Consider the following 19,337-nt stretch of genomic DNA (forward strand, 5'->3'; position numbering starts at 1 on the left):
AGCCGCTGCAGCCGCTTTAAGGAGTCTTCCATGCCTCTGCTTCACGAAGTTTTGACGCACCTGCGCGCAGGTCGCTGGCGCGAGGCGCACGACCTGGTGCAGGAGGACAACTCGGAGTCGGCCGCCTGGCTGCACGGCATCTTGCACATTCAGGAAGGTGACCTGGAAGATGCCGAGTACTGGTACGGCAAGGCCAACCGGCATTTCCGCAGCCGGGGCACACTGGACGAAGAGCTGGAGCGCTTTGAGGCCCAGTTGCGGAAATAAAGGGCCACAAACCAATACCTGCGTGTCCCCACCTTTTTTGATGAGGCTCGCGAATACGGTGGTCTAGTGGTTTAACGGTTCGCTGGAGCCAAAAAATAGCTGCTTGGCCGGTGTCTGGAATTTGAAGTCCGAAGGTTTGTAGGAGCGCCGCTCGGGACGGCGTGACTCCAGGGATTCCAGTACCCGCAACTCCGATGCGAGGCGCACAACATCCTCGTCACCAGCGCCGTACCGGTTGGCCAGTTTTTTGACAACGCGCTGCAGCTTTTCCGTCTTTTTACCCATGGTGTGGACTCCTAAGTTCATGCAAAGAGATGGTGATGACCTGACGACACAGAGGCAGACTACTTGCTTTGTTGCGATGCAGCAATCGTGAGGTTTTTCCCAGTGCTGGCTGTTTCTCCAGCGAGTACTGGCGCCAACCCGGATTGAACCCAGGCTGGCGCTGCGACCTCGATGCAGGCCGCTTTCTTCCGTCAGAACTTCTGCAACACGAACTCATTCACCTTGGGCGCTTCGGCCGAGAACAGCGTGTCCAGCCGTGCGTTCAGCACATACAGGTCTTTGCCCACCACGGCCGCGGCGGTGGGGAAGGACTGCGCGGTGGCCTTGGCTGGTTGCAGCGTAGCGGTCTCCCAGCCGTCGTGCGACACGACATCCAGCACGCGGTCCTTGCCCGCGTTTTGCACCACGGTGATGCGGTCACGCCCACGCAGCAGCAGGCCATCGGCGCCCACCAGCGTGTCGTTTAGCTTCACGCGGTGGATGTTGGACGGGTCCTTGGTGCTGATGCGGAACAGCTCGCCGCTGTTGTACTTGCCCACCAGCAGGTAGCCATCGGGGTGGTAGACCAGGCCGTTGAGGTTGAAGCCTTCGCCCTTGAACCAATCGCTCTTGGCAAACACGCTGGCCGTACCCTTGGGGTCGATGCGGTAGACCACGGGCGCAAAGCTGTCGGTCACATACACATTGCCTTGCGGGTCGGTGGTGATGTCGTTGGCAAAGTGTCCGCCCTCGATGAGTGCGCCCAGGTCGTGGTATGCGCGGCGTTCGCCGGTGGTGGTGTCGTAGGCGGCGATGGCCGCCAGCTTGCCCTGGTTCTCAGGCTTGCTGCGCACCGAGGCGCCCAGGTCACCAATGGCCACCCACAGCAGGTTGCGCGCCGTGTCCAGGTGCAGGCCAGCGCTGGAGATGAGTTTCTCGTCACGGATGAAGGGCGTGTAGCGGCCATCGAGCGTGACCTTACCGACCACGCCCTGGTGCACAGAGCTGACGAAAAAGACTTTTTGCGTGGCCGACCAGGCGATGCCTTCTGGGTAGGCCTGCTCGGTGCTGAAGGTGATGTTGCCACCGGCAAAGGCGGTGGTGCTGGCCAACAGCGTGGACAGCAGAAGGCGGCGCAGGGAAGAGGGCAGTGTTTTCATGGGAGTAAGAAAGTAGGTTGATAACGTGGGGCTGGATGAACCGGTGCTGCTGCGCATCACCGGGCGTGGGGGTACATGGCGTCCATGGCGGTTTGGTCCATGGTGGTTTTGAAGGCGTGGCGTTCGGCCAGCGCCTCGGCGCGCTGGGCGGCGGGGCGCTGGTTCATGTGGTCCAGAAAACGCTTCACGTTCGGCAGTTGGTCCCAGGCATCGGCGCCCAGCACCATGGGCACGGCGCGGGCCCAACCCCACAGCGCCATGTCCACGATGGTGTAGTCATCGCCCACCATGGTGCTGCGCTCGGCCAGGTGGGTGTTGATGAGCTTCCAGTGGCGCCAGGCTTCAAAGCTGTAGCGCTGCTGCGCATAGGCTTTGGGCTCGGGTGCAAAGTGTTCAAAGTGCACGGCCTGGCCCGAGAAAGGGCCAATGCCCGTGGCAATGAACATCAGCCACGAATACATCTGTGCGCGCACCGCGGGCTGGTTCACCGGCAGAAACTTGCCGGTCTTCACCGCCAGGTACAGCAGGATGGCGTTGCTGTCGAACACCGTGGCATCGCCATCGACCAGCGCCGGCGTCTTGCCATTGGGGTTGATGGCCAGGTAGGCGGGCAAGTGCTGCTCGCCCTTGCGCACGTCGATGGGCACCATCTCGTAGGGTAGGCCCAGCTCTTCCAGCAGTAGGGCGACCTTGGCCGGGTTGGGGGAGGGGTGGTAATAGAACTTGAACATGTTGGCTCTCGTAGGGTGGATGACGAGAGCGATTGTGTTTTTGAGCTTTATTCGCAACAATCATGCGATGTGCAATTGAAGATTGCAAAAAACGCAAAATAACCATTCAACCCACCATGATCGAAAACCTGCAAGCTTTTATTGACGTGGCCCGGTACGGCACCTTTTCTGCCACCGCCAAGGCGCGCGGCGTGGCGGTGTCGTCCGTCTCGCGGCAGATCGACACGCTGGAGGCATCGCTGGGCGTGCGGCTGTTCCAGCGCAGCTCACGCCGGCTGCTGCTGACCGATGCGGGCGAGCTGTTTTTGCCCCGTGCCACCGACATTGCGGCCGAGCTGGAAGACGCGCGCGCCGCCCTGTTGGACGCGCAGGCCGAACCCAAGGGCCTGCTCACGGTGAGCGTGCCCGCGGCCTTTGGGCGCCAGCACGTCACGCCCGTTATCACCAGTTTTCTGGCGAAGTACCCCGCGATTGACCTGGACCTGCACCTGAGCGACCAGTGGATTGACCTGAGCACCCAGCGCGCCGATGTGGCCATCCGCATTGGCGCGCTGCCGGATAGTGATTTGGTGGCGACAAAGCTGGCGCCGATCCGCCGCCTGGCCTGCGCCAGCCCGGACTACCTGCGCCGCCATGGCCACCCCGTGGTGCCGGAAGATTTGTTGCAGCACAGCTGCCTCACCGTGTCATCGGCCCGCGTGCCCACGGGCTGGTGGTCGTTTCCCGGGGTGAACCAGGGCCACGCGCTGGCGGTGAAAGGGCGCTTCAAGTCAGACGACACCGCCTCGTTGTTGCAGGCCGGTGTGGCCGGGCTGGGCGTGGTGCACCTGGCCAGCTGGCTGGTGTACGACCAGCTGGCCAGCGGCGCGCTGGTGCAGCTGTTCCCGCCAGACGATGCCAGCGGCGCCAAAGCCGTGAGCGCCATTCACGCGGTGCGGCTCAAGGGCCGCTCCCATGCGGCCAAGGCCCAGCTGTTCATCGACCACCTCAAATCCGCTATCGGCAGCCCGCCGTACTGGGACCGCGAAATGCTATCAAAAGAGAAGCTGTTCGCGCAATAGATACGGGGGCTAGAGGCCGATTTTGCTTGAAAGTCCCACGGCTAAGTGGTGTGGGGTACCGGCGCTGCCGATGCCGACTTCAGGCGTGCCATCGTGTCCATGGCCTCTTGCATGATGTCCTGACGGCTGCGCGCCGTGAAGGCGGGTAGCGCGGATTCCGGGGCGGACGGGCCGCTCCAGCCGCCAAAGCCCGGCACAAAGTTAGCGTATTTGATTTCCACCTGGCCCTTGCCTTTCAGTGCCCGCGCTATTTCTTCCACACGTGCCTTGGGGTTCATGTCATTTTGGTTCAGGCCCTGCAGGCTGTGGGCAAGCCCGTAGCCGCCGCTCTCGTCCACCTCGGCGAACAACTTTCCATTGACCAGCACCTGCCCTACAGGCTTGTACTGGTGCTCATAGGCGTAGCGAAAATTGATGTCTTCGCGCCGCTTTTCTTCCTGCTCTCGCGTGGCCATTTCTTGGACCAGCGCATCCGGCATCTGGTACTCCGCCACCAGCTTGCCTTGGTGGACCGGACCGGTGATACGAAACTGCTCTCGTGTGTCGTCAGGCTGGTTCGCCGCATCGGTTGCGAGTCGCAGGTCTTCATAGAAGGCTGAGGCATTGCCCGCGTTCTCTGCCGGTGGCGCGGCAAAGGCGTGCTGGTTGGTGGCAGAGATGGCGGATGCGTGGGCGGGCGTGATCATGAGGAATTATGTGAAAACGCGCCTGCGTCTTAGCGTTTGAACTGATGTGTGTTTCCGGTGCAGTTTGATGGCAGCCACGCACTTTTGCGTTAGGCTGTTGCCATGGCTAAAGCACTTGTCAGTCTCTACGTGATCGCAGTGCTGGGATTGCTCGCGACTGCGGTCGCTACCTGGCGCCTGCAGTGCGAGAGCTTCGGCTGCATGGGCGTGGGCGTTGCATGGTTTGCCTGGGTGATCGCGTTCTGCGTCGTAGTGGGCCAGATCCTGACGTTGACGAATGACCGGTATGGGCAGCCCTTGCTTAGTGCGAGTTGTCAAAGCACTGGTATTTCCAGAGGAGCTGCTTTCAGACGCAATCTAGCTATAACGCTTTGCCGCGCAAACGCAACGCATTACCAATGACGGACGCTGAACTGAAGCTCATGGCCAATGCGGCAATCATGGGCGACAACAGCCAACCGGTGAACGGATAGAGCAAACCAGCTGCCACAGGAATTCCCAGCGCGTTGTAAAGGAAAGCAAACATCAAGTTCTGTTTCATATTGCCCACGGTGGCGTTGGACAGCGCCAGTGCGATGGAAATGCCACGCAAGTCCCCCTTCACCAGGGTGACCTGGGCACTGTTCATCGCCACATCAGTGCCTGTTCCCATGGCAATGCCTACGTTAGCTTTTGCCAATGCGGGCGCATCGTTGATCCCGTCACCAGCCATGGCGACGATTCGGCCTTCCTTTTGCAATTGCTCCACCAAGGTCAGTTTGTCCTGGGGTTTGACTTCGCCATGCACTTCCTCGATTCCGAGCTTGGCGCCAACGGCCTTGGCCGTGGTGATGCCGTCACCCGTCGCCATCACGATGCGCAGGCCAGACGCTTTGAGGGCGGTCAAAGCTTCCATCGTGCTGGCCTTGATCGGATCAGAAACGGCCAGCAGACCGGCCAATTTGCCGTCAATGGCCAGGTGCATGACGCTGGCGCCTTCTGCACGCAAGGCTTCGGCTTGGGATTTCAGGGCGTCCACGGAGACGCTGATCTGTTGCATGAGCGCCGTATTGCCCAGTACCAGGCGGCGTCCCCCCACCTGGCCTTGAACGCCAATGCCAGATCCCGATTCAAAGTTCTCTGGCTTGTCCAGCACCAGCTTGCGCTCACGTGCCGCAGCCACAATGGCCGCGGCCAAGGGATGCTCACTACCTTGGTCCAAGCTGGCCGCCAAACGCAGAATCTCGTCAGCGTCAAAACCATCGCCTGGAATCGCCTTCTCAAATGTGGGACGCCCTTCGGTCAAAGTGCCTGTCTTGTCGATGATGAGGGTGTCTACCTTGCGCAAGTTCTCGATGGCGGCCGCATCACGAAACAGAACCCCCCGTGTCGCCCCCTTGCCGGTGGCCACCATAATGGACATGGGAGTAGCCAGCCCGAGTGCGCATGGGCAGGCAATGATCAATACCGCCACCGCATTGATCAGGCCATATACCCAGCTTGGCACAGGGCCAAACAGGCCCCAACCAAGAAGGGTCAGTATGGCAATGCTGACCACCGCGACCACAAAGTAGCCCGCCACCACATCCGCCATGCGTTGCATAGGCGCTCTGGACCGCTGGGCCTGTGCCACCATCTGCACGATGTGGGACAGCACGGTATCTGATCCGACTTTTTCTGATTTCATGACCAGGGCGCCGCTGGTATTGATGGTCGCACCGATGACCTTGTCTCCCACCCGCTTGGTCACTGGCAGTGGCTCACCGGTCAGCATGGATTCATCCACCGAACTGCTGCCCTCTGTGACCACGCCATCGACGGGAACCTTCTCGCCGGGGCGCACCCTCAGCAGATCACCCAGGTGGACATGGGTCAGCTCAATGTCTTCTTCAGTACCGTCTGGCTTGATACGCCGCGCCGTTTTGGGTGCCAGGCCGAGCAGGGATTTGATGGCAGCCGAGGTCTGGGAACGGGCCTTGAGCTCCAGCATTTGCCCCAACAGGGTCAAGGAAATGATGACGGCTGCCGCTTCAAAGTACACCGCGACACGGCCCATGGACACAAAAGACTCTGGAAATACCCCCGGAGTAATGGTCGCCACCACGCTGTAGACATACGCGGCACCAGTGCCAAGGCCTATCAAGGTCCACATGTTGGGACTGCGATTGACGATGGATTGGGCACCCCGAGTGAAAAACGGCCACCCTGCCCAGACCACGATGGGAGTGGCCAGCGCGAACTCCACCCAGCTCTGCACCGCCATGTCCATCCACTGCCATCGATGACCAAACATGGCCAGCACGAAAACAATACCGGTGAGCGGTAGCGTCCACCAAAAGCGATGCTGGAAATCCAGCAGTTCCGGATTCTCTTCCTCCTCCAAGGAAGGCACCACGGGTTCCAGTGTCATCCCGCATTTGGGGCAGTTTCCTGGGTGATCCTGCCGTATCTCAGGATGCATCGGGCATGTGTAAACAGTTCCGGCGACTACCCGCGGCTTGGGCTGCCTCTCACGAGGCTCTTCCAGGTACTGCATGGGATTGGCGTCGAACTTCGCTTTGCACTTGGGGCCGCAAAAGAAAAAGCTGTGCCCCATGTGCTCGGAATGGTGAGGTGACTGGGCAGTTACCGTCATCCCACAAACAGGGTCTTTGAGCGCATTTGTGTCGTTGGGTGCCCCAGCCTGCTGATGATCGGGGTTCTGTTGTCCACGATGCGTTGAATGGTCCATCTTTCTAGCCCCCTCAAAATCTGCCAAAACACACCAAACCTACCGAATGCCTAGTTATCGGTAGCCTTGAAACACGCGCGAACTACCATCTTTGGAAACCAGCAAGACGTTATGGGGATCTTTCCAGACTTCGATGGAGGGGCCGTGGCTGGCGGCATGTGCGCATGGCAAAGCCAGAACCAAAACGGATGCGAAGCAGCATTTCCGGAAATTACGTGCAAGCCTCACTTGCCAAGCAGATAGTCTTATTTGACCGTCTGTATATCGGTGACCACCATTTTTCCGCCGTCATTGATGACTGTGAACTTGACTTTGTCGCCCGGCTGAACCTTGTCCAGTAGAGATTTTTCCTTGGCGGTAAACACCATGGTCATGCCTGGCATCTCTAGATTCTTGATCTCGCCGTGCTTGATGGTGACCTTGCCAGCGTCCTTATCTACTTTACGGACCTCACCGTCGGTCATCTGGCTCATGTCCATTTTGTTGTCCACTTGTGCGTGCGCAACAGTGGAGACCGCTGCCAATGTGACCATGGCCATGGCCACGGTGATGGATGCAAGGGTTTGAGTGAATCGGCTCATGCGGTGTTCTCCTGAATCAGTTGAAGTGAAATGTTTCGCGAAACGTATAAAAGTCTTACTGACTTGCTACTTTGACCTGACCCTTCATGCCAGCCTCATAGTGACCAGGCATCAGGCATGCAAAGTTCACTGAACCTGCTTTGGTGAATTGCCAGATGATTTCGCCCTGGGCACCCGGAGCCACTGTCACTTTGCTGGGTTCGTCGTGTTCCATGTCAGGAAACTTCTTCATCTGTTCCAGATGCTCCAGCAGTTCCTTTTGGGTGCCCAAGCTCAACTCGTGCTTTACCTTGCCGGAATTCTTCACCACAAAACGGATGGTCTCTCCCTTTTTTACCTGAATGTCGGACGGGGTGTAACGCATGGTGTCTGCCATATCCACAGTGATCGTACGAGTGACTTTGGAAGCTACACCTGCCTTGCCGATGGCAGAGTCATCGTGACCACCTGCGTGGTTACCGCTTGCAAGGGCTCCGGTGGATACGGCAGTGATGGCGATGGTCGTCAGGATGGACGCGATGGATTTAGCGAATGTCATGGTGGGTTCCTGGGTTAAAAAAGTATGGACTAGTGACCGGCGTGACCGGTCGGTTTACGGGCATTGAGTACCGTGGAAGGCGTGGCCTTGCCGTTGGCTGGCGTCCCCGCACTGATTTCGGAGCGAAAGCGCGCGGGTTCGGACAAAGGACCGGTGTACTCCTGGGCCACCGTGCCTGCCGGATATTTGTAGGGCCCTGGGTCGCTGTAGTCGCCGGGTTTCTGGTCCTTGCGCACCTTGAGCACGCTGAACATGCCACCCATTTCAACGGGGCCGTACTGGGCTTGTCCAGTCATCATGGGCGCGGTGTTGTCGGGAATGGGCATTTCCATCTCGCCCATGTCGGCCATGCCACGCTCACCCATCAGCATGTAGTCCGGTGCCACTTTCTGGATCTTCTTGACCAGGCCCCGTTGGTCCACGCCCACCATTGTGGGGACGGTGTGTCCCATGGCATTCATGGTGTGGTGGCTCTTGTGACAATGGAAGGCCCAGTCGCCTTCTTCGTCGGCTATGAACTCGACCTGGCGCATTTGTCCCACCGCCACGTCCGTGGTGACCTCGTACCAGCGGGAGGACGGTGGCGTTGGCCCCCCATCTGTGCCCGTGACCATGAACTCGTGGCCGTGCAGGTGGATGGGGTGGTTGGTCATCGTCAAGTTGCCCACACGGATGCGCACCCGGTCGTTTTGGCGCACGTTGAGGGTGTCGATGCCAGGGAACACCCGGCTGTTCCATGACCAGATGTTGAAGTCGGTCATGGTGTTGATCTTGGGCGTCTTGGTTCCTGGCTCAACATCAAAGGCATTGAGCAGGAAGCAAAAATCCCGATCCACATCGCTGATGTGGGGATGCTTTTCCTTGGGGTGGGTGACCCAAAAGCCCATCATGCCCATGGCCATTTGCACCATCTCATCGGCATGCGGGTGGTACATAAAGGTCCCTGGTCGACGCGCCACAAACTCGTAGACGTAAGTCTTGCCAACCGGAATAGCCTTCTGGTTGAGGCCGCCAACACCATCCATGCCATTGGGCAGTCGCTGACCATGCCAATGCACCGTGGTGTGCTCAGGCAGCTTGTTGGTCACAAAGACACGCACACGGTCGCCTTCGACCACCTCGATCGTGGGGCCCGGGCTTTGGCCGTTGTAGCCCCACATGTTGACCTTGAAGCCAGGAGAGACTTCCCGTTCGACAGGTTCCGCCACCAGGTGGAATTCCTTGACCCCGTTGTTCATGCGCCAGGGCAAGGTCCAGCCATTGAGGGTGACGACAGGGTTATAGGGGCGCCCCGTGGTCGGTACCAAAGGCGGTGCTGTATTGACCGAGGTTTGAATGACCGGCTCAGGCAATGTGGCCATGGCAGAGCGCGCCACAGCCAAGCCTGCGACTGTCGTGGCAGCGCCAGCAAAGAATCGGCGGCGTGAATTGATAGGTTCCATGGTGTTTCCTTGTTATTTCGCCGTGGCGCTTTCGCCACCGGCACCCAGGCTGACAAAACTCGTGGGAGCGCCTCCAAGCAGGACGAGCTGCAGATCCGTGTCGGCAATCAGGAAATCCCGCTGGGAAATGATGGCGCTGATCTGGGCTTGCAATAGCTCGTTGGTCTGCGCCAGCAGGTCCCAGACACTCAGCAGCATGCCGTTGTAGCGAAGAACGGTTTCATCGTTGATGAACTGCTGCAAGGTCAGCTCATCCTTGGAAACCTGCGTTGCCTGGTAGCTTGCGCGGTAGATATCGAAAGCCAACTGGGCATTGGTGGCGGCTTTTTGACCATCAGCGCGAGGCAGAACACTGCGCAGCGCCGTCACCCTCTCCAGGAAGGCCGCAGGAGATAGCTCTTGCTTGGGCACCTCAGGCATGGCGTCTGCCAGGCCCACTGTGGAGGATATCCCCCACAGTTTGGTGGTTTTGAGTAGCGCGGATTGGGTTTGCCTGGCTTCGATTTCCGCCCTGAGCGTTTGAAGTTTCATTTTGCCCAGCTTGACCTCCCATTGGGCCTGCTCCATCCGACTCCAGTTGCCGACCCGGGTCATGCGGCGGGCGAGTTCAGCGGCGGCGGCCGTGGCTTCCTGCATGTCACGCTGCAGTTTCAACGACAGGCTGGCAGCGACCGCGGTGAACCAGGCTTTGCGCGCGTCCGCAGCCACATCCAGAGCCGTGTCGAAATCTTCAACCCGGCGGCGTGCAGCTGGTGCAACGTCCAGCCAACGTCCCTGGGCGATGCGTTCTTGGTTCTCCACTCCCAACTGAGATAGCGAGCCGGCAAGTTCGGGACGTGCGCGCCAAGCTTGGCGGACCGCCGCATCGGCGGACTTGATCCAGGTATCGGGAGGCGTATACGGTTGGTTGCTTGGTTCGGTGTCGTTGGCGGACTCCCACTTCAACACGTCCGCGTGTCCGCGTTTGAATTGGGAGACTTCGTCATTGGCCTTGCGCCAATCAATGGAGCCTTGCTCTACGGGTGCTGGGTTTACCTGTTGGGCCGACACTGGACCTGCCAGGGCACAAAGTGCGAGCGCGGCCAACCACAGTGGGCTTTTGCGCACAATCGGAACACGGAGCATGGGGCTTCCCTTTGGGGTTGTTGAAATCTGCCTGCACTCTATCGAGCGGCCCCCAACATCAAGCTGTCTTTTGGATTACAAATTTGTCATCTTTGATGCCTGCCTGCGCAATCGAGGCACACTTGCGCAAAGGATGCTGACTGTGAAGATATTGATCGTTGAAGACGAGCCCAAAACGGGCGAATACCTGCGGCAAGGCCTCAAGGAGGCCAGTTTTGTCGTGGACTTGGTTCCCAATGGCAATGACGGGCTTCACGCAGCATTGGAGGGCACACACGACCTCGTCATCCTGGATGTGATGCTGCCGGGCATGAATGGCTGGGAGGTCATGCGTAACTTGCGCCACCAAGGGAACATGGTGCCCGTGCTGTTTCTCACGGCCAAGGACCAAGTGGAAGACCGGATCAAGGGACTGGAGCTGGGCGCAGATGACTACCTGGTGAAACCGTTCTCTTTTGCGGAGTTGCTGGCGCGGGTCAGAACCATTCTGCGGCGTGGCAAGTCCGGTGTGGAGGTGACCTCCCTCAAAGTGGCGGATCTGGAGCTTGACTTACTGCGCAGGCGCGTGAGCCGCAGTGGCAAACGGATTGACCTCACTTCCAAGGAATTCGGTTTGCTGGAACTCCTGATGCGCCGACAGGGAGAAGTGTTGCCCCGGTCGCTGATTGCTTCCCAAGTCTGGGATATGAATTTCGACAGCGATACCAACGTGATTGAGGTCGCCGTACGCCGGCTGCGCAGCAAGATCGACGATCCGTTTGAACCCAAGTTGCTCCAGACGGTGCGAGGGATGGGCTACGTTTTGGAAATACCGCCTGCGACCCCATGACACAGCGCTTCTCACTGACAACACGGCTGACGCTTTTTTATACCCTGGCATCTGCCACGGTGCTGCTGGGCCTGGGGTGGGTGACCTCGGTGGCCATGAACCAGCATTTTGAGGATCTGGATCGTGCGACGCTGGAGGACAAGATCCATTTGATTCAGGAAGTGGGCGGCAAAGCCATTTCCAGACCCGATCTGCAGGAGAATCTTGACGACATCCTGCACAGCCACGAAGGGCTGTTTGTCAGTATCTATCGCGGTGGCAAGCGCATTTATGCCACCTCTGATCTGAAAATTCCCACCGAAACGGCAACGACCATGGGTGCAGGCCCGCAGACCCAGTCTGTACTTCGTTGGCAAAACGATGGGCACGAATATCGGGCATTGGGTGCGCTGCTGCCCAGCACTTCGGCAGAGTCCGTTCCCACGACTGTGTGGGTCGCGCTGGATACGCAGCACCATGCCCATTTTCAGCGGCAATTTCATTCCACCTTGGTGGTGTACGTAATTCTTGCGACCCTGTTCAGTGGCATGTTGGGGTGGATTGCTGCCCATCGCGGGCTGGCCCCGCTGCGCATCATGAAGAGCCGCGCCCAGTCAGTGACCTCCAACAAAATGGGGGAACGCATGCCCGTGGAAGCCGTGCCGGTTGAGATGGCAGACCTCGCCATCACCTTGAACGACATGCTGGACCGACTGCAGGAAGACTTTCGTCGCCTGTCGGAGTTTTCGTCCGACTTGGCGCATGAACTTCGCACCCCCATCAGCAACCTGCTGACAGAGACCCAAGTCACGCTGTCCATGGCCAGAACCAATACGGATTACCAGGATGTGCTGGCCTCGAATTCGGAAGAGTTGCAGCGCCTGGCCCGGATGGTGTCTGACATGCTGTTTTTGGCCAAAACAGAACACGGTTTGGCGCTGCCCAGTCGGGAGCGCATCTCGGTGGAGAAGGAGGTGCAAGCGCTGTTTGACTTTTACGAGGCCCTCGCTTCGGAAAAAGGACTGCGACTGGAATTAGTGGGCGGCGGCAGCATCGATGGCGATCGATTGATGCTGCGTCGCGCACTAAGCAACCTGCTGTCCAATGCGCTGCGCTATGCAACCCCGAGTTCAGCCGTTTCCATTCACATCCAGACCCACGCCAGCAGCACCAGCGTTCACGTGACGAACCATGGTGCCGACATCAGACCGGAAATGCTGCCACGGTTGTTCGACCGCTTCTTCCGCGTCGACAAATCCAGGGCTCACCCTGAGAGCGACGGTGCCGGCTTGGGTCTGGCCATCACACGGGCCATCATGGAAGCCCATGGTGGCCATCTATCGGTCACTTCTGAGGCTGGGGTAACGCGCTTTTCATTGGAGTTTCCGTTCGGGTTAGGCGGGAATCCTAGCAATCAAGTCGCCTAACGGATCAAATGTTGACGCCAATATAGTGATGATTCACTTGAAAGCCCCAGGGCATTCAGTGACAGCAATCTTGATGATGACCCCAGAGGGCCTGCATCGTGGCCTCGAACGCCCGGGCAATGCGGTCTTGCTCCACATGGCGGCCCGCATGCACCAGCTTGCGGCCTGCCACCCAGACTTGGCTCAGCGCCGAGGTGTTGGTCGCAAATACCAGCGCGTCCAGTTGGTGGCTCGCGGGCACGCCCAGCAAGCCCGGCGTTTGCACATCCAGCACTAGCGCGTCGGCACGCGCGCCACGTGTCAGCCCCCACAACCTCTGGCCTGCAGCGGGACCACCCGCTTGCAATGCTGCGTCGAACAGGCGTGCGGCAGTGGCCGGCTGTTGTGTGGGTGCGGCGGCCACGTTGCGCTGCTGCAGGCGCAGGCGCTGGCCGTATTCCAGCCAGCGCAGTTCTTCCGCCCACTGGCGACTCACATGGCTGTCGGACCCCACGGCCATGGGCACACCTGCGGCCAGCCACGCGGGCAGGTCGGCAAAGCCATCACCCAGGTTGCCCTCGGTGCTGGGGCAGATGACGATGCCTGCGCCGCTGCGCGCCACGGAGTCAATCTCGGTTTGTTCGGTGTGCGTGGCGTGCACCAACTGCCAGCGTGCGTCCATGTGCCAGCGCTGGCCCAGCCAGGCAATGGGGCGCTGGCCGGTGGCGGCCAGACAGTCGCGCACCTCCTGCATCTGCTCGGCCACGTGGATGTGGATGGGCATGTCGGCTTCGCCCACCTGCGCGAGCAGCGCGTCTATGGATTCAGCCGATGCTGCGCGCAACGAATGGATGGCCACGCCTGCATTCACCAGCGGGCGACCATTGGTTTGCACCGCGGCCTGCAGCCGGGCGATGAAATCTGGTGTGCCCGCAAAGCGGCGCTGGTCGGGCCGCAGCGCTGGCTGGGCAAAGCCCGCGCGTTCGTACAGCACAGGCAGCACAGTGAGGCCCAGGCCCGCGTCGGCCGCCGCATCGGCTACGGCCCAGGCCATGGTGGCTGCGTCCGCATAGGGTTGGCCGTCGGGCTGGTGGTGCAGGTAGTGAAATTCGCAGATCTGCGTGTAGCCGCCCTGCAGCAATTCCACATACAACTGCGCCGCCACAGCGCGCAGCTGCGCGGGCGTGATGCGCAGCGCCACGCCATACATGCGGTCGCGCCAGGACCAGAAATCGTCCGCTGCCGATTCGCGCCGCTCGGCCAGGCCTGCAAACGCGCGCTGAAACGCATGGCTGTGTGCATTGACCAGGCCCGGCAGCACCGGTCCGGGTAGCACGGTGGCGTGGGTGGGCGGGGTGGGGATGTTGGGGGTGATGTCGGCCCAGTGGCCTTGCGCGTCCACGGCTAGGCACACATTGGTTTCCCAGCGGCCGTTGATCCAGGCCTGCGTTGCCCACAAGAGTTGTTCGCTCATGCGGGCCTCCAGTTCACCAGGGTCTGTACCAGCGCCCGTAGCACAGGCAGCACGGCGGCGGCGCGTGCCGGGTCAATGGCGTAGGGCGGTTCCTCGGCCATGTAGCAGCGCCAGCACATCTCCAACTGGATGGCGTGCACGTTCTCGGCCGGCTGGCCGTAGTGGCGCGTGATGTGACCGCCCTTGAAGCGGCCGTCCACCACCTGGCTGAAGTGGCTTTGGCTTTGCAATACTTTTGATAGCGCCTCGCGCAATGCTGGTGCGGCGCTGCTGCCATTCACGGTGCCCAGATTCAGGTCCGGCAACTGGCCGTCAAACAGCCAGGGCAACACGGAGCGGATGCTGTGCGCGTCAAACAGCACGGCGTGGCCATGCAGGTTGCGCAGGCGCAGCAGCTCCGCTTGCAATGCGTCGTGGTAGGGGCGCCAGTAGGTTTCAACCCGGGCGGAAATTTCGGTTTCGCTAGGTGCCATGCCATCACGGTACAGCGGCTCGCCACTGAAAAAGCGCGTGGGGCACAGCTCGGTGTTGTTCACGCCGGGGTACATGGGCGCGTTCTCGGGCGGTCGGTTCAGGTCCACCACATAGCGGGCATAGTGCGGCACGATAGTGCCTGCGCCCATGTCACGCACAAAAGCGTAGAGCGGCTCCAGGTGCCAGTCGGTGTCTTCGGTGGCCAGTGCGCGCGGCACCATGCGGGCCTGCAGGTCCGGTGGTATCTCGGTGCCCACGTGGGGAAAGCTCACCAGCAGCGGCGTGCTGCCGGGCGTCAAGGTGAATACAGCATTCGTCATAACGTGCGCTCCAGTCCGCCCGCAATGGTGCGGCGGCAAGGGTTGTGGCCAAACCAGTAGGCCAGTTCGTTGGGGTGTTCCAGGTCCCACACGCAGAAGTCCGCGCGTTGGCCGGCCGCTAGCGTGCCGCGGTCGTGCAGGCCCAGCGCGCGCGCGCCGTGCACGGTCGCGCCGCGCAGCGCTTCTTCGGGCGTCAGGCGGAACAGGGTGCAGGCCATGTTGAGCATGAGCAGCAAGGAGAGGCCGGGCGAGGTGCCGGGGTTGTGGTCCGTGGCAATGGCCATGGGTACGCCGTGGGCGCGCAGGGCGTCTATCGGCGGCAACGTCGTGTCGCGTAGAAAGTAATAGGCACCGGGCAGCAGCACGGCCACGGTGCCAGCGGTGTGCATGGCGCGGATGCCGGATTCGCTCAGGTGCTCCAGGTGGTCACACGACAGCGCGCCAAACTCTGCCGCCAGTGCCGCACCACCTTGGTCGCTCAGTTGTTCGGCATGCAGCTTGACCGGGAGGCCTAACGCGCGCGCGGCCTCGAAGACGCGCCGCGTCTGCGCGGGCGTGAAGCCAATGTTCTCGCAAAACGCATCCACCGCGTCCACCAGTCCTTGCGCGTGCAGCGCAGGCATCCAGGTGCAGACGGCATCTACATAGTCATCGGTGCGGCCTGCAAATTCGGGGGGCAGGGCGTGCGCACCCAGGTAGGTGGTGCGCACGCTCAGTGGCAAGGTTTGGCCTAGCGTACGGGCCACGCGCAAGCAGCGCGCCTCGTCCCACTCGCTCAGGCCATAGCCCGATTTGATTTCCACCGTGGTCACGCCATCGGCCATCAGGCTGTGTGCGCGGCGCGTGGCGCTGGCCAGCAACTCTTCGTCGCTGGCGGCCCGTGTGGCCGCCACGGTAGAGCGTATGCCGCCGCCCGCCCGTGCGATGGCTTCGTAGCTGGCGCCTTGCAGGCGTTGCTCAAACTCTGCGGCGCGCTGGCCGCCATACACCAGGTGCGTGTGGCAGTCCACCAGCCCGGGTGTGAGCAGGGCGCCGCCCAGGTCGTATTCATCTTCCACCTGCTTGGCCTGCGCGGCGGGCAGGGCCGATGCTTCACCCACCCAGACGATGCGATCGCCCTGCGTAAGCAGCGTGCCATCTTCTATCCACCCCCACGGGGTGCTGCCCTGCAGGGTGGCGAGCTTGGCGTTGCGCCAGAGGGTGAGGGCGGTCATGCGTGGCCTCCAATGGTGGCGCTGAAGGGGGAAAAGCCCAGCCAGTAGGCGCACAGGGCTGGGGTGCTGTCGCCTGCCACAAACTGCCACGTGGCGTTGCGCGGCGTGCTGTGCCACAGCAGCGTGTGGGCGGCCAGGTGTACGGTCTGCGTGCCATCGCTCCACTCTCCGGCCTGACAGGTGTAGAGGCCACAGGCGCTCAACGTGGCAAACCACGTTTGACCCGACCGCACGGCCTGCATCAAGCCCTTGCCCTTGCGCACCATGAGGTTCAGGTCTTGCGTGGGGCCGTCCAGCAGGCGGCACTCGGGCGCTGCGGCTCCGTCAAAGCACAGGGGGGCATCGCCTACATGCAGCCGGTGCTCGCTGCCCAGCTGCAGTGCCACACCAGCACCCTGCAGCACGGCAAACCAGCGCTGCACATCGGGGAAGGCCGAGAAGGGGCCGTCGGCATCAATGTCTGCACGGCTGATGCGCAGCTGCCAGTGCTCCCCGGGGGGCCAGGTCAGTAGTTCGCGCGTTTGCCCGCCACCGTTGCGCCAGGGTTGTGGCGTGCGGTCTTGCGCGTGGATGACTTGCGGTGTCATGGCTTGAACTGCCCTTGCAGCTGGTAGCGTGCGCCGGGGTGCACCAGCCGCGCCAGGGTGATGGGCACGTCGCGGTTCATGGTGCGGCGTACCACGATGAGGCAGGGGTCGGCCGGGGTGATGCCCAGCAGCTCGGCCTCCTGCGCGTTGGGGCGACCGGCTTCTATGGAGTATTGCGCCTCCCACAGCGGTGCCACTTCCAGCAGGTAATGGGTGGGTGTGGTCTGGGTGAAGTCCACATTCAGGTAGTCGGGTGCGCAGGCCGGGTTGACATAGCGGTCTTCGCACTGCAGGGGGACGCCGTTTTCGTAATGCACGATGAGCGTGTGGAATACCGGCGCCCCCAGTGGCAGGCCCAGTTGCTGCGTCAGGCCATCGGCCGTGGCTTCCTCGCGCGACAGCACTACGCGCGCATGGTGCTGGTGGCCGCGCGCCAAGATCTCTTCGTGCAAATCTTGGATGGTGAGAGTGGACGACACGCGCTGCAGGTGGGCTGCAAAGGTGCCCACACCCTGCACGCGGGTGACAAAGCCTTCGGCCTGCAGCTCGCGGATGGCGCGGCCCACCGTCATGCGGCTGACCTGGAACTGGGCCACCAGTTCGGATTCAGAGGGCATCTGCGCCCCCGGCGTCCAGCGTCCATCGGCCAGACCTTGTTTGAGGAACTCTTTTACGCGGGTATAGGGTGCTTGTGCCATGAGGATAAATTCTAGTTGCATAGACATGTCTAGACAAGTAGACTTCGCCACATTCTTTGTTGTTTGCGAGAGAAACCCCATGGCATCCACTACCACACCCTCCCAAGCCCACCCCGTGCGCGCACCCCGCGGCACCGCGCTGCATTGCAAGAATTGGCTGATCGAAGCCGCCTACCGCATGCTGCAAAACAACCTGGACCCCGAAGTGGCCGAAAACCCCGATGCCCTGGTGGTGTACGGCGGCATTGGCAAGGCCGCGCGCAACTGGGACTGCTACGAGGCGATTCTGGAAAGCCTGCGCAACTTGAACGAGGACGAAACCCTGCTGGTGCAAAGCGGCAAGCCCGTGGGCGTGTTCCGCAGCCATGCGGATGCACCGCGTGTGCTGATTGCAAACTCCAACCTGGTGCCCAAGTGGGCCACCTGGGAGCACTTTCACGAACTGGATAAAAAGGGTCTGATGATGTACGGCCAGATGACGGCCGGCAGCTGGATCTACATTGGCAGCCAAGGCATTGTGCAAGGCACCTACGAGACCTTTGTGGAGGCTGGCAAGCAGCACTACGGCGGCAGCCTGGCGGGCCGCTGGATCTTGACCGCAGGCCTGGGTGGCATGGGCGGCGCGCAGCCGCTGGCCGCCAGCTTTGCAGGCGCATCGTCCCTCAACATTGAATGCCAGCAAAGCCGCATCGACTTCCGACTGAAAACCCGCTACGTGGATGAGCAGGCCAAGGACCTGGATGACGCACTGGCGCGCCTGGCCAAGTACACGGCCGAGAAGAAAGCCGTGTCGATTGCGCTTTTGGGCAACGCGGCTGACATCCTGCCCGAGCTGGTGAAGCGGGTGAAGGCTGGCGCTACCGGCGGTGTGCGCCCCGACATCGTGACCGACCAGACCTCCGCCCACGACCTGGTGAACGGCTACCTGCCCAGCGGCTGGACCGTGGAGCAATGGCGCGCCGCGCAGGCGGACGACACGCAGCACGCTACATTGCGGGCCGCCGCCGCCGAGGGCTGCGCGGTGCATGTGCAGGCCATGCTGGACTTCCAGGCCATGGGCATCCCCACCGTGGACTATGGCAACAACATCCGCCAGGTGGCGCTGGACCAGGGCGTGAAGAACGCGTTTGACTTCCCCGGTTTTGTGCCCGCCTATGTGCGTCCGCTGTTCTGCCGCGGCAAGGGCCCGTTCCGCTGGGTGGCGCTGAGTGGTGACCCCGAGGACATCCGCAAGACCGACGCCAAAATGAAGGAGCTGTTCCCCGAAGACAAGGCCTTGCACCGCTGGCTGGACATGGCGGGTGAGCGCATCGCCTTCCAGGGCCTGCCCGCACGCATCTGCTGGATCGGCCTGGGCGAGCGTCACCGCGCCGGCCTGGCCTTCAACGAGATGGTGAAAAACGGCGAACTCAAGGCCCCCATCGTGATCGGCCGCGACCACCTGGACAGCGGCAGCGTGGCATCGCCCAACCGCGAAACCGAAAGCATGCAAGACGGATCGGACGCAGTGAGCGACTGGCCGCTGCTCAACGCGCTGCTCAACACCGCAGGTGGCGCCACCTGGGTCAGCCTGCACCACGGCGGCGGTGTGGGCATGGGCTACAGCCAGCACAGCGGCGTGGTCATCGTGGCCGATGGCACGGACGCGGCCGCCAAGCGCCTGGAGCGTGTGCTGTGGAACGACCCCGGCACTGGCGTGATGCGCCATGCCGATGCGGGCTATGACATTGCCGTGCAGTGCGCCAAGGAGCAGGGCATGAACCTGCCCATGCTGGCCAAATAATCCACAAC

At 61.4% G+C, this 19,337-nt stretch carries 19 protein-coding genes; 5 read left to right on the forward strand and 14 right to left on the reverse strand.

Annotated elements, in window-relative coordinates:
• The first annotated feature begins 30 nt into the window (after nucleotides 1–30).
• Complete coding sequence (locus tag J2X15_RS20710; RefSeq protein WP_310346793.1) at nucleotides 31–267, forward strand: hypothetical protein; 237 nt, start codon at nucleotides 31–33, stop codon at nucleotides 265–267.
• Nucleotides 268–330: 63 nt separating this feature from the next.
• On the opposite strand, the gene J2X15_RS20715 is transcribed toward J2X15_RS20710, so the two are convergent.
• The 3 genes from J2X15_RS20715 to J2X15_RS20725 form a co-directional block, all read right to left on the reverse strand.
• Complete coding sequence (locus J2X15_RS20715; RefSeq protein ID WP_310346796.1) at nucleotides 331–552, reverse strand: hypothetical protein; 222 nt, start codon at nucleotides 550–552, stop codon at nucleotides 331–333.
• A 191-nt stretch (nucleotides 553–743) separates the two neighbouring features.
• Complete coding sequence (locus J2X15_RS20720; RefSeq protein WP_310346799.1) at nucleotides 744–1,691, reverse strand: hypothetical protein; 948 nt, start codon at nucleotides 1,689–1,691, stop codon at nucleotides 744–746.
• A 56-nt stretch (nucleotides 1,692–1,747) separates the two neighbouring features.
• Nucleotides 1,748–2,422, reverse strand: a complete 675-nt coding sequence (locus J2X15_RS20725; protein ID WP_310346802.1) for a glutathione S-transferase family protein — start codon at nucleotides 2,420–2,422, stop codon at nucleotides 1,748–1,750.
• A gap of 116 nt (nucleotides 2,423–2,538) precedes the next feature.
• Between J2X15_RS20725 and J2X15_RS20730 the strand changes: the two genes are divergently transcribed.
• Nucleotides 2,539–3,483: a LysR family transcriptional regulator gene (locus J2X15_RS20730; RefSeq protein ID WP_310346805.1), complete on the forward strand. Its 945-nt coding sequence runs from the start codon at nucleotides 2,539–2,541 to the stop codon at nucleotides 3,481–3,483.
• Between the two features lie 41 nt (nucleotides 3,484–3,524).
• Here the strand turns inward: J2X15_RS20730 and J2X15_RS20735 are convergent, their stop codons facing one another.
• The 6 genes from J2X15_RS20735 to J2X15_RS20760 all read right to left on the reverse strand — a co-directional run bounded on the left by J2X15_RS20735 (nucleotide 3,525) and on the right by J2X15_RS20760 (nucleotide 10,565).
• Nucleotides 3,525–4,169 carry a hypothetical protein gene (locus J2X15_RS20735; protein ID WP_310346809.1) on the reverse strand — a complete coding sequence of 215 codons (645 nt, stop codon included), beginning with the start codon at nucleotides 4,167–4,169 and terminating at the stop codon, nucleotides 3,525–3,527.
• A 361-nt stretch (nucleotides 4,170–4,530) separates the two neighbouring features.
• The gene (locus J2X15_RS20740; protein ID WP_310346812.1) at nucleotides 4,531–6,879 is read right to left on the reverse strand and encodes a heavy metal translocating P-type ATPase; all 2,349 of its coding nucleotides are present in this window, start codon (nucleotides 6,877–6,879) and stop codon (nucleotides 4,531–4,533) included.
• 245 nt (nucleotides 6,880–7,124) lie between these two features.
• Nucleotides 7,125–7,460, reverse strand: a complete 336-nt coding sequence (locus J2X15_RS20745) for a copper-binding protein (RefSeq protein WP_310346813.1) — start codon at nucleotides 7,458–7,460, stop codon at nucleotides 7,125–7,127.
• A 55-nt stretch (nucleotides 7,461–7,515) separates the two neighbouring features.
• Nucleotides 7,516–7,998, reverse strand: a complete 483-nt coding sequence (locus J2X15_RS20750) for a cupredoxin domain-containing protein (RefSeq protein ID WP_310346815.1) — start codon at nucleotides 7,996–7,998, stop codon at nucleotides 7,516–7,518.
• Nucleotides 7,999–8,027: 29 nt separating this feature from the next.
• The gene (locus J2X15_RS20755) at nucleotides 8,028–9,431 is read right to left on the reverse strand and encodes a multicopper oxidase family protein (protein ID WP_310346863.1); all 1,404 of its coding nucleotides are present in this window, start codon (nucleotides 9,429–9,431) and stop codon (nucleotides 8,028–8,030) included.
• 21 nt (nucleotides 9,432–9,452) lie between these two features.
• Entirely contained in the window at nucleotides 9,453–10,565 is a 1,113-nt protein-coding gene (locus J2X15_RS20760; protein ID WP_310346819.1) for a TolC family protein, read from the reverse strand.
• Between the two features lie 142 nt (nucleotides 10,566–10,707).
• Between J2X15_RS20760 and J2X15_RS20765 the strand changes: the two genes are divergently transcribed.
• Together J2X15_RS20765 and J2X15_RS20770 are read left to right on the forward strand one after the other, a co-directional pair.
• Entirely contained in the window at nucleotides 10,708–11,394 is a 687-nt protein-coding gene (locus J2X15_RS20765) for a heavy metal response regulator transcription factor (RefSeq protein WP_310346866.1), read from the forward strand.
• Nucleotides 11,391–12,800 (forward strand): heavy metal sensor histidine kinase, encoded by a 1,410-nt coding sequence (locus J2X15_RS20770; protein ID WP_310346821.1) that lies wholly within the window; start codon nucleotides 11,391–11,393, stop codon nucleotides 12,798–12,800. Before J2X15_RS20765 ends, J2X15_RS20770 begins: the two co-directional genes overlap by 4 nt.
• 55 nt (nucleotides 12,801–12,855) lie before the next feature.
• On the opposite strand, the gene J2X15_RS20775 is transcribed toward J2X15_RS20770, so the two are convergent.
• From J2X15_RS20775 to hutC, 5 genes are read right to left on the reverse strand one after another with little or no spacing between them, the layout of a single operon-like run.
• Nucleotides 12,856–14,253, reverse strand: coding sequence for a formimidoylglutamate deiminase (locus tag J2X15_RS20775; protein ID WP_310346824.1), 1,398 nt, complete (start codon nucleotides 14,251–14,253; stop codon nucleotides 12,856–12,858).
• The gene (gene hutG / locus J2X15_RS20780) at nucleotides 14,250–15,047 is read right to left on the reverse strand and encodes an N-formylglutamate deformylase (protein ID WP_310346825.1); all 798 of its coding nucleotides are present in this window, start codon (nucleotides 15,045–15,047) and stop codon (nucleotides 14,250–14,252) included. Before hutG ends, J2X15_RS20775 begins: the two co-directional genes overlap by 4 nt.
• Nucleotides 15,044–16,261, reverse strand: a complete 1,218-nt coding sequence (gene hutI, locus J2X15_RS20785; protein ID WP_310346828.1) for an imidazolonepropionase — start codon at nucleotides 16,259–16,261, stop codon at nucleotides 15,044–15,046. Before hutI ends, hutG begins: the two co-directional genes overlap by 4 nt.
• Nucleotides 16,258–16,848, reverse strand: coding sequence for a HutD/Ves family protein (locus J2X15_RS20790; RefSeq protein ID WP_310346829.1), 591 nt, complete (start codon nucleotides 16,846–16,848; stop codon nucleotides 16,258–16,260). Before J2X15_RS20790 ends, hutI begins: the two co-directional genes overlap by 4 nt.
• On the reverse strand, nucleotides 16,845–17,567 hold the full coding sequence (gene hutC / locus J2X15_RS20795; protein ID WP_310346831.1) for a histidine utilization repressor: 723 nt from the start codon (nucleotides 17,565–17,567) through the stop codon (nucleotides 16,845–16,847). Before hutC ends, J2X15_RS20790 begins: the two co-directional genes overlap by 4 nt.
• 58 nt (nucleotides 17,568–17,625) lie before the next feature.
• Between hutC and hutU the strand changes: the two genes are divergently transcribed.
• Nucleotides 17,626–19,329 (forward strand): urocanate hydratase, encoded by a 1,704-nt coding sequence (gene hutU / locus J2X15_RS20800; RefSeq protein ID WP_310346835.1) that lies wholly within the window; start codon nucleotides 17,626–17,628, stop codon nucleotides 19,327–19,329.
• Nucleotides 19,330–19,337: the final 8 nt, after the last annotated feature.

Origin of the sequence: Rhodoferax saidenbachensis (assembly GCF_031457975.1) — a bacterium.
GTDB classification, from domain to species: domain Bacteria; phylum Pseudomonadota; class Gammaproteobacteria; order Burkholderiales; family Burkholderiaceae_C; genus Allorhodoferax; species Allorhodoferax saidenbachensis_A.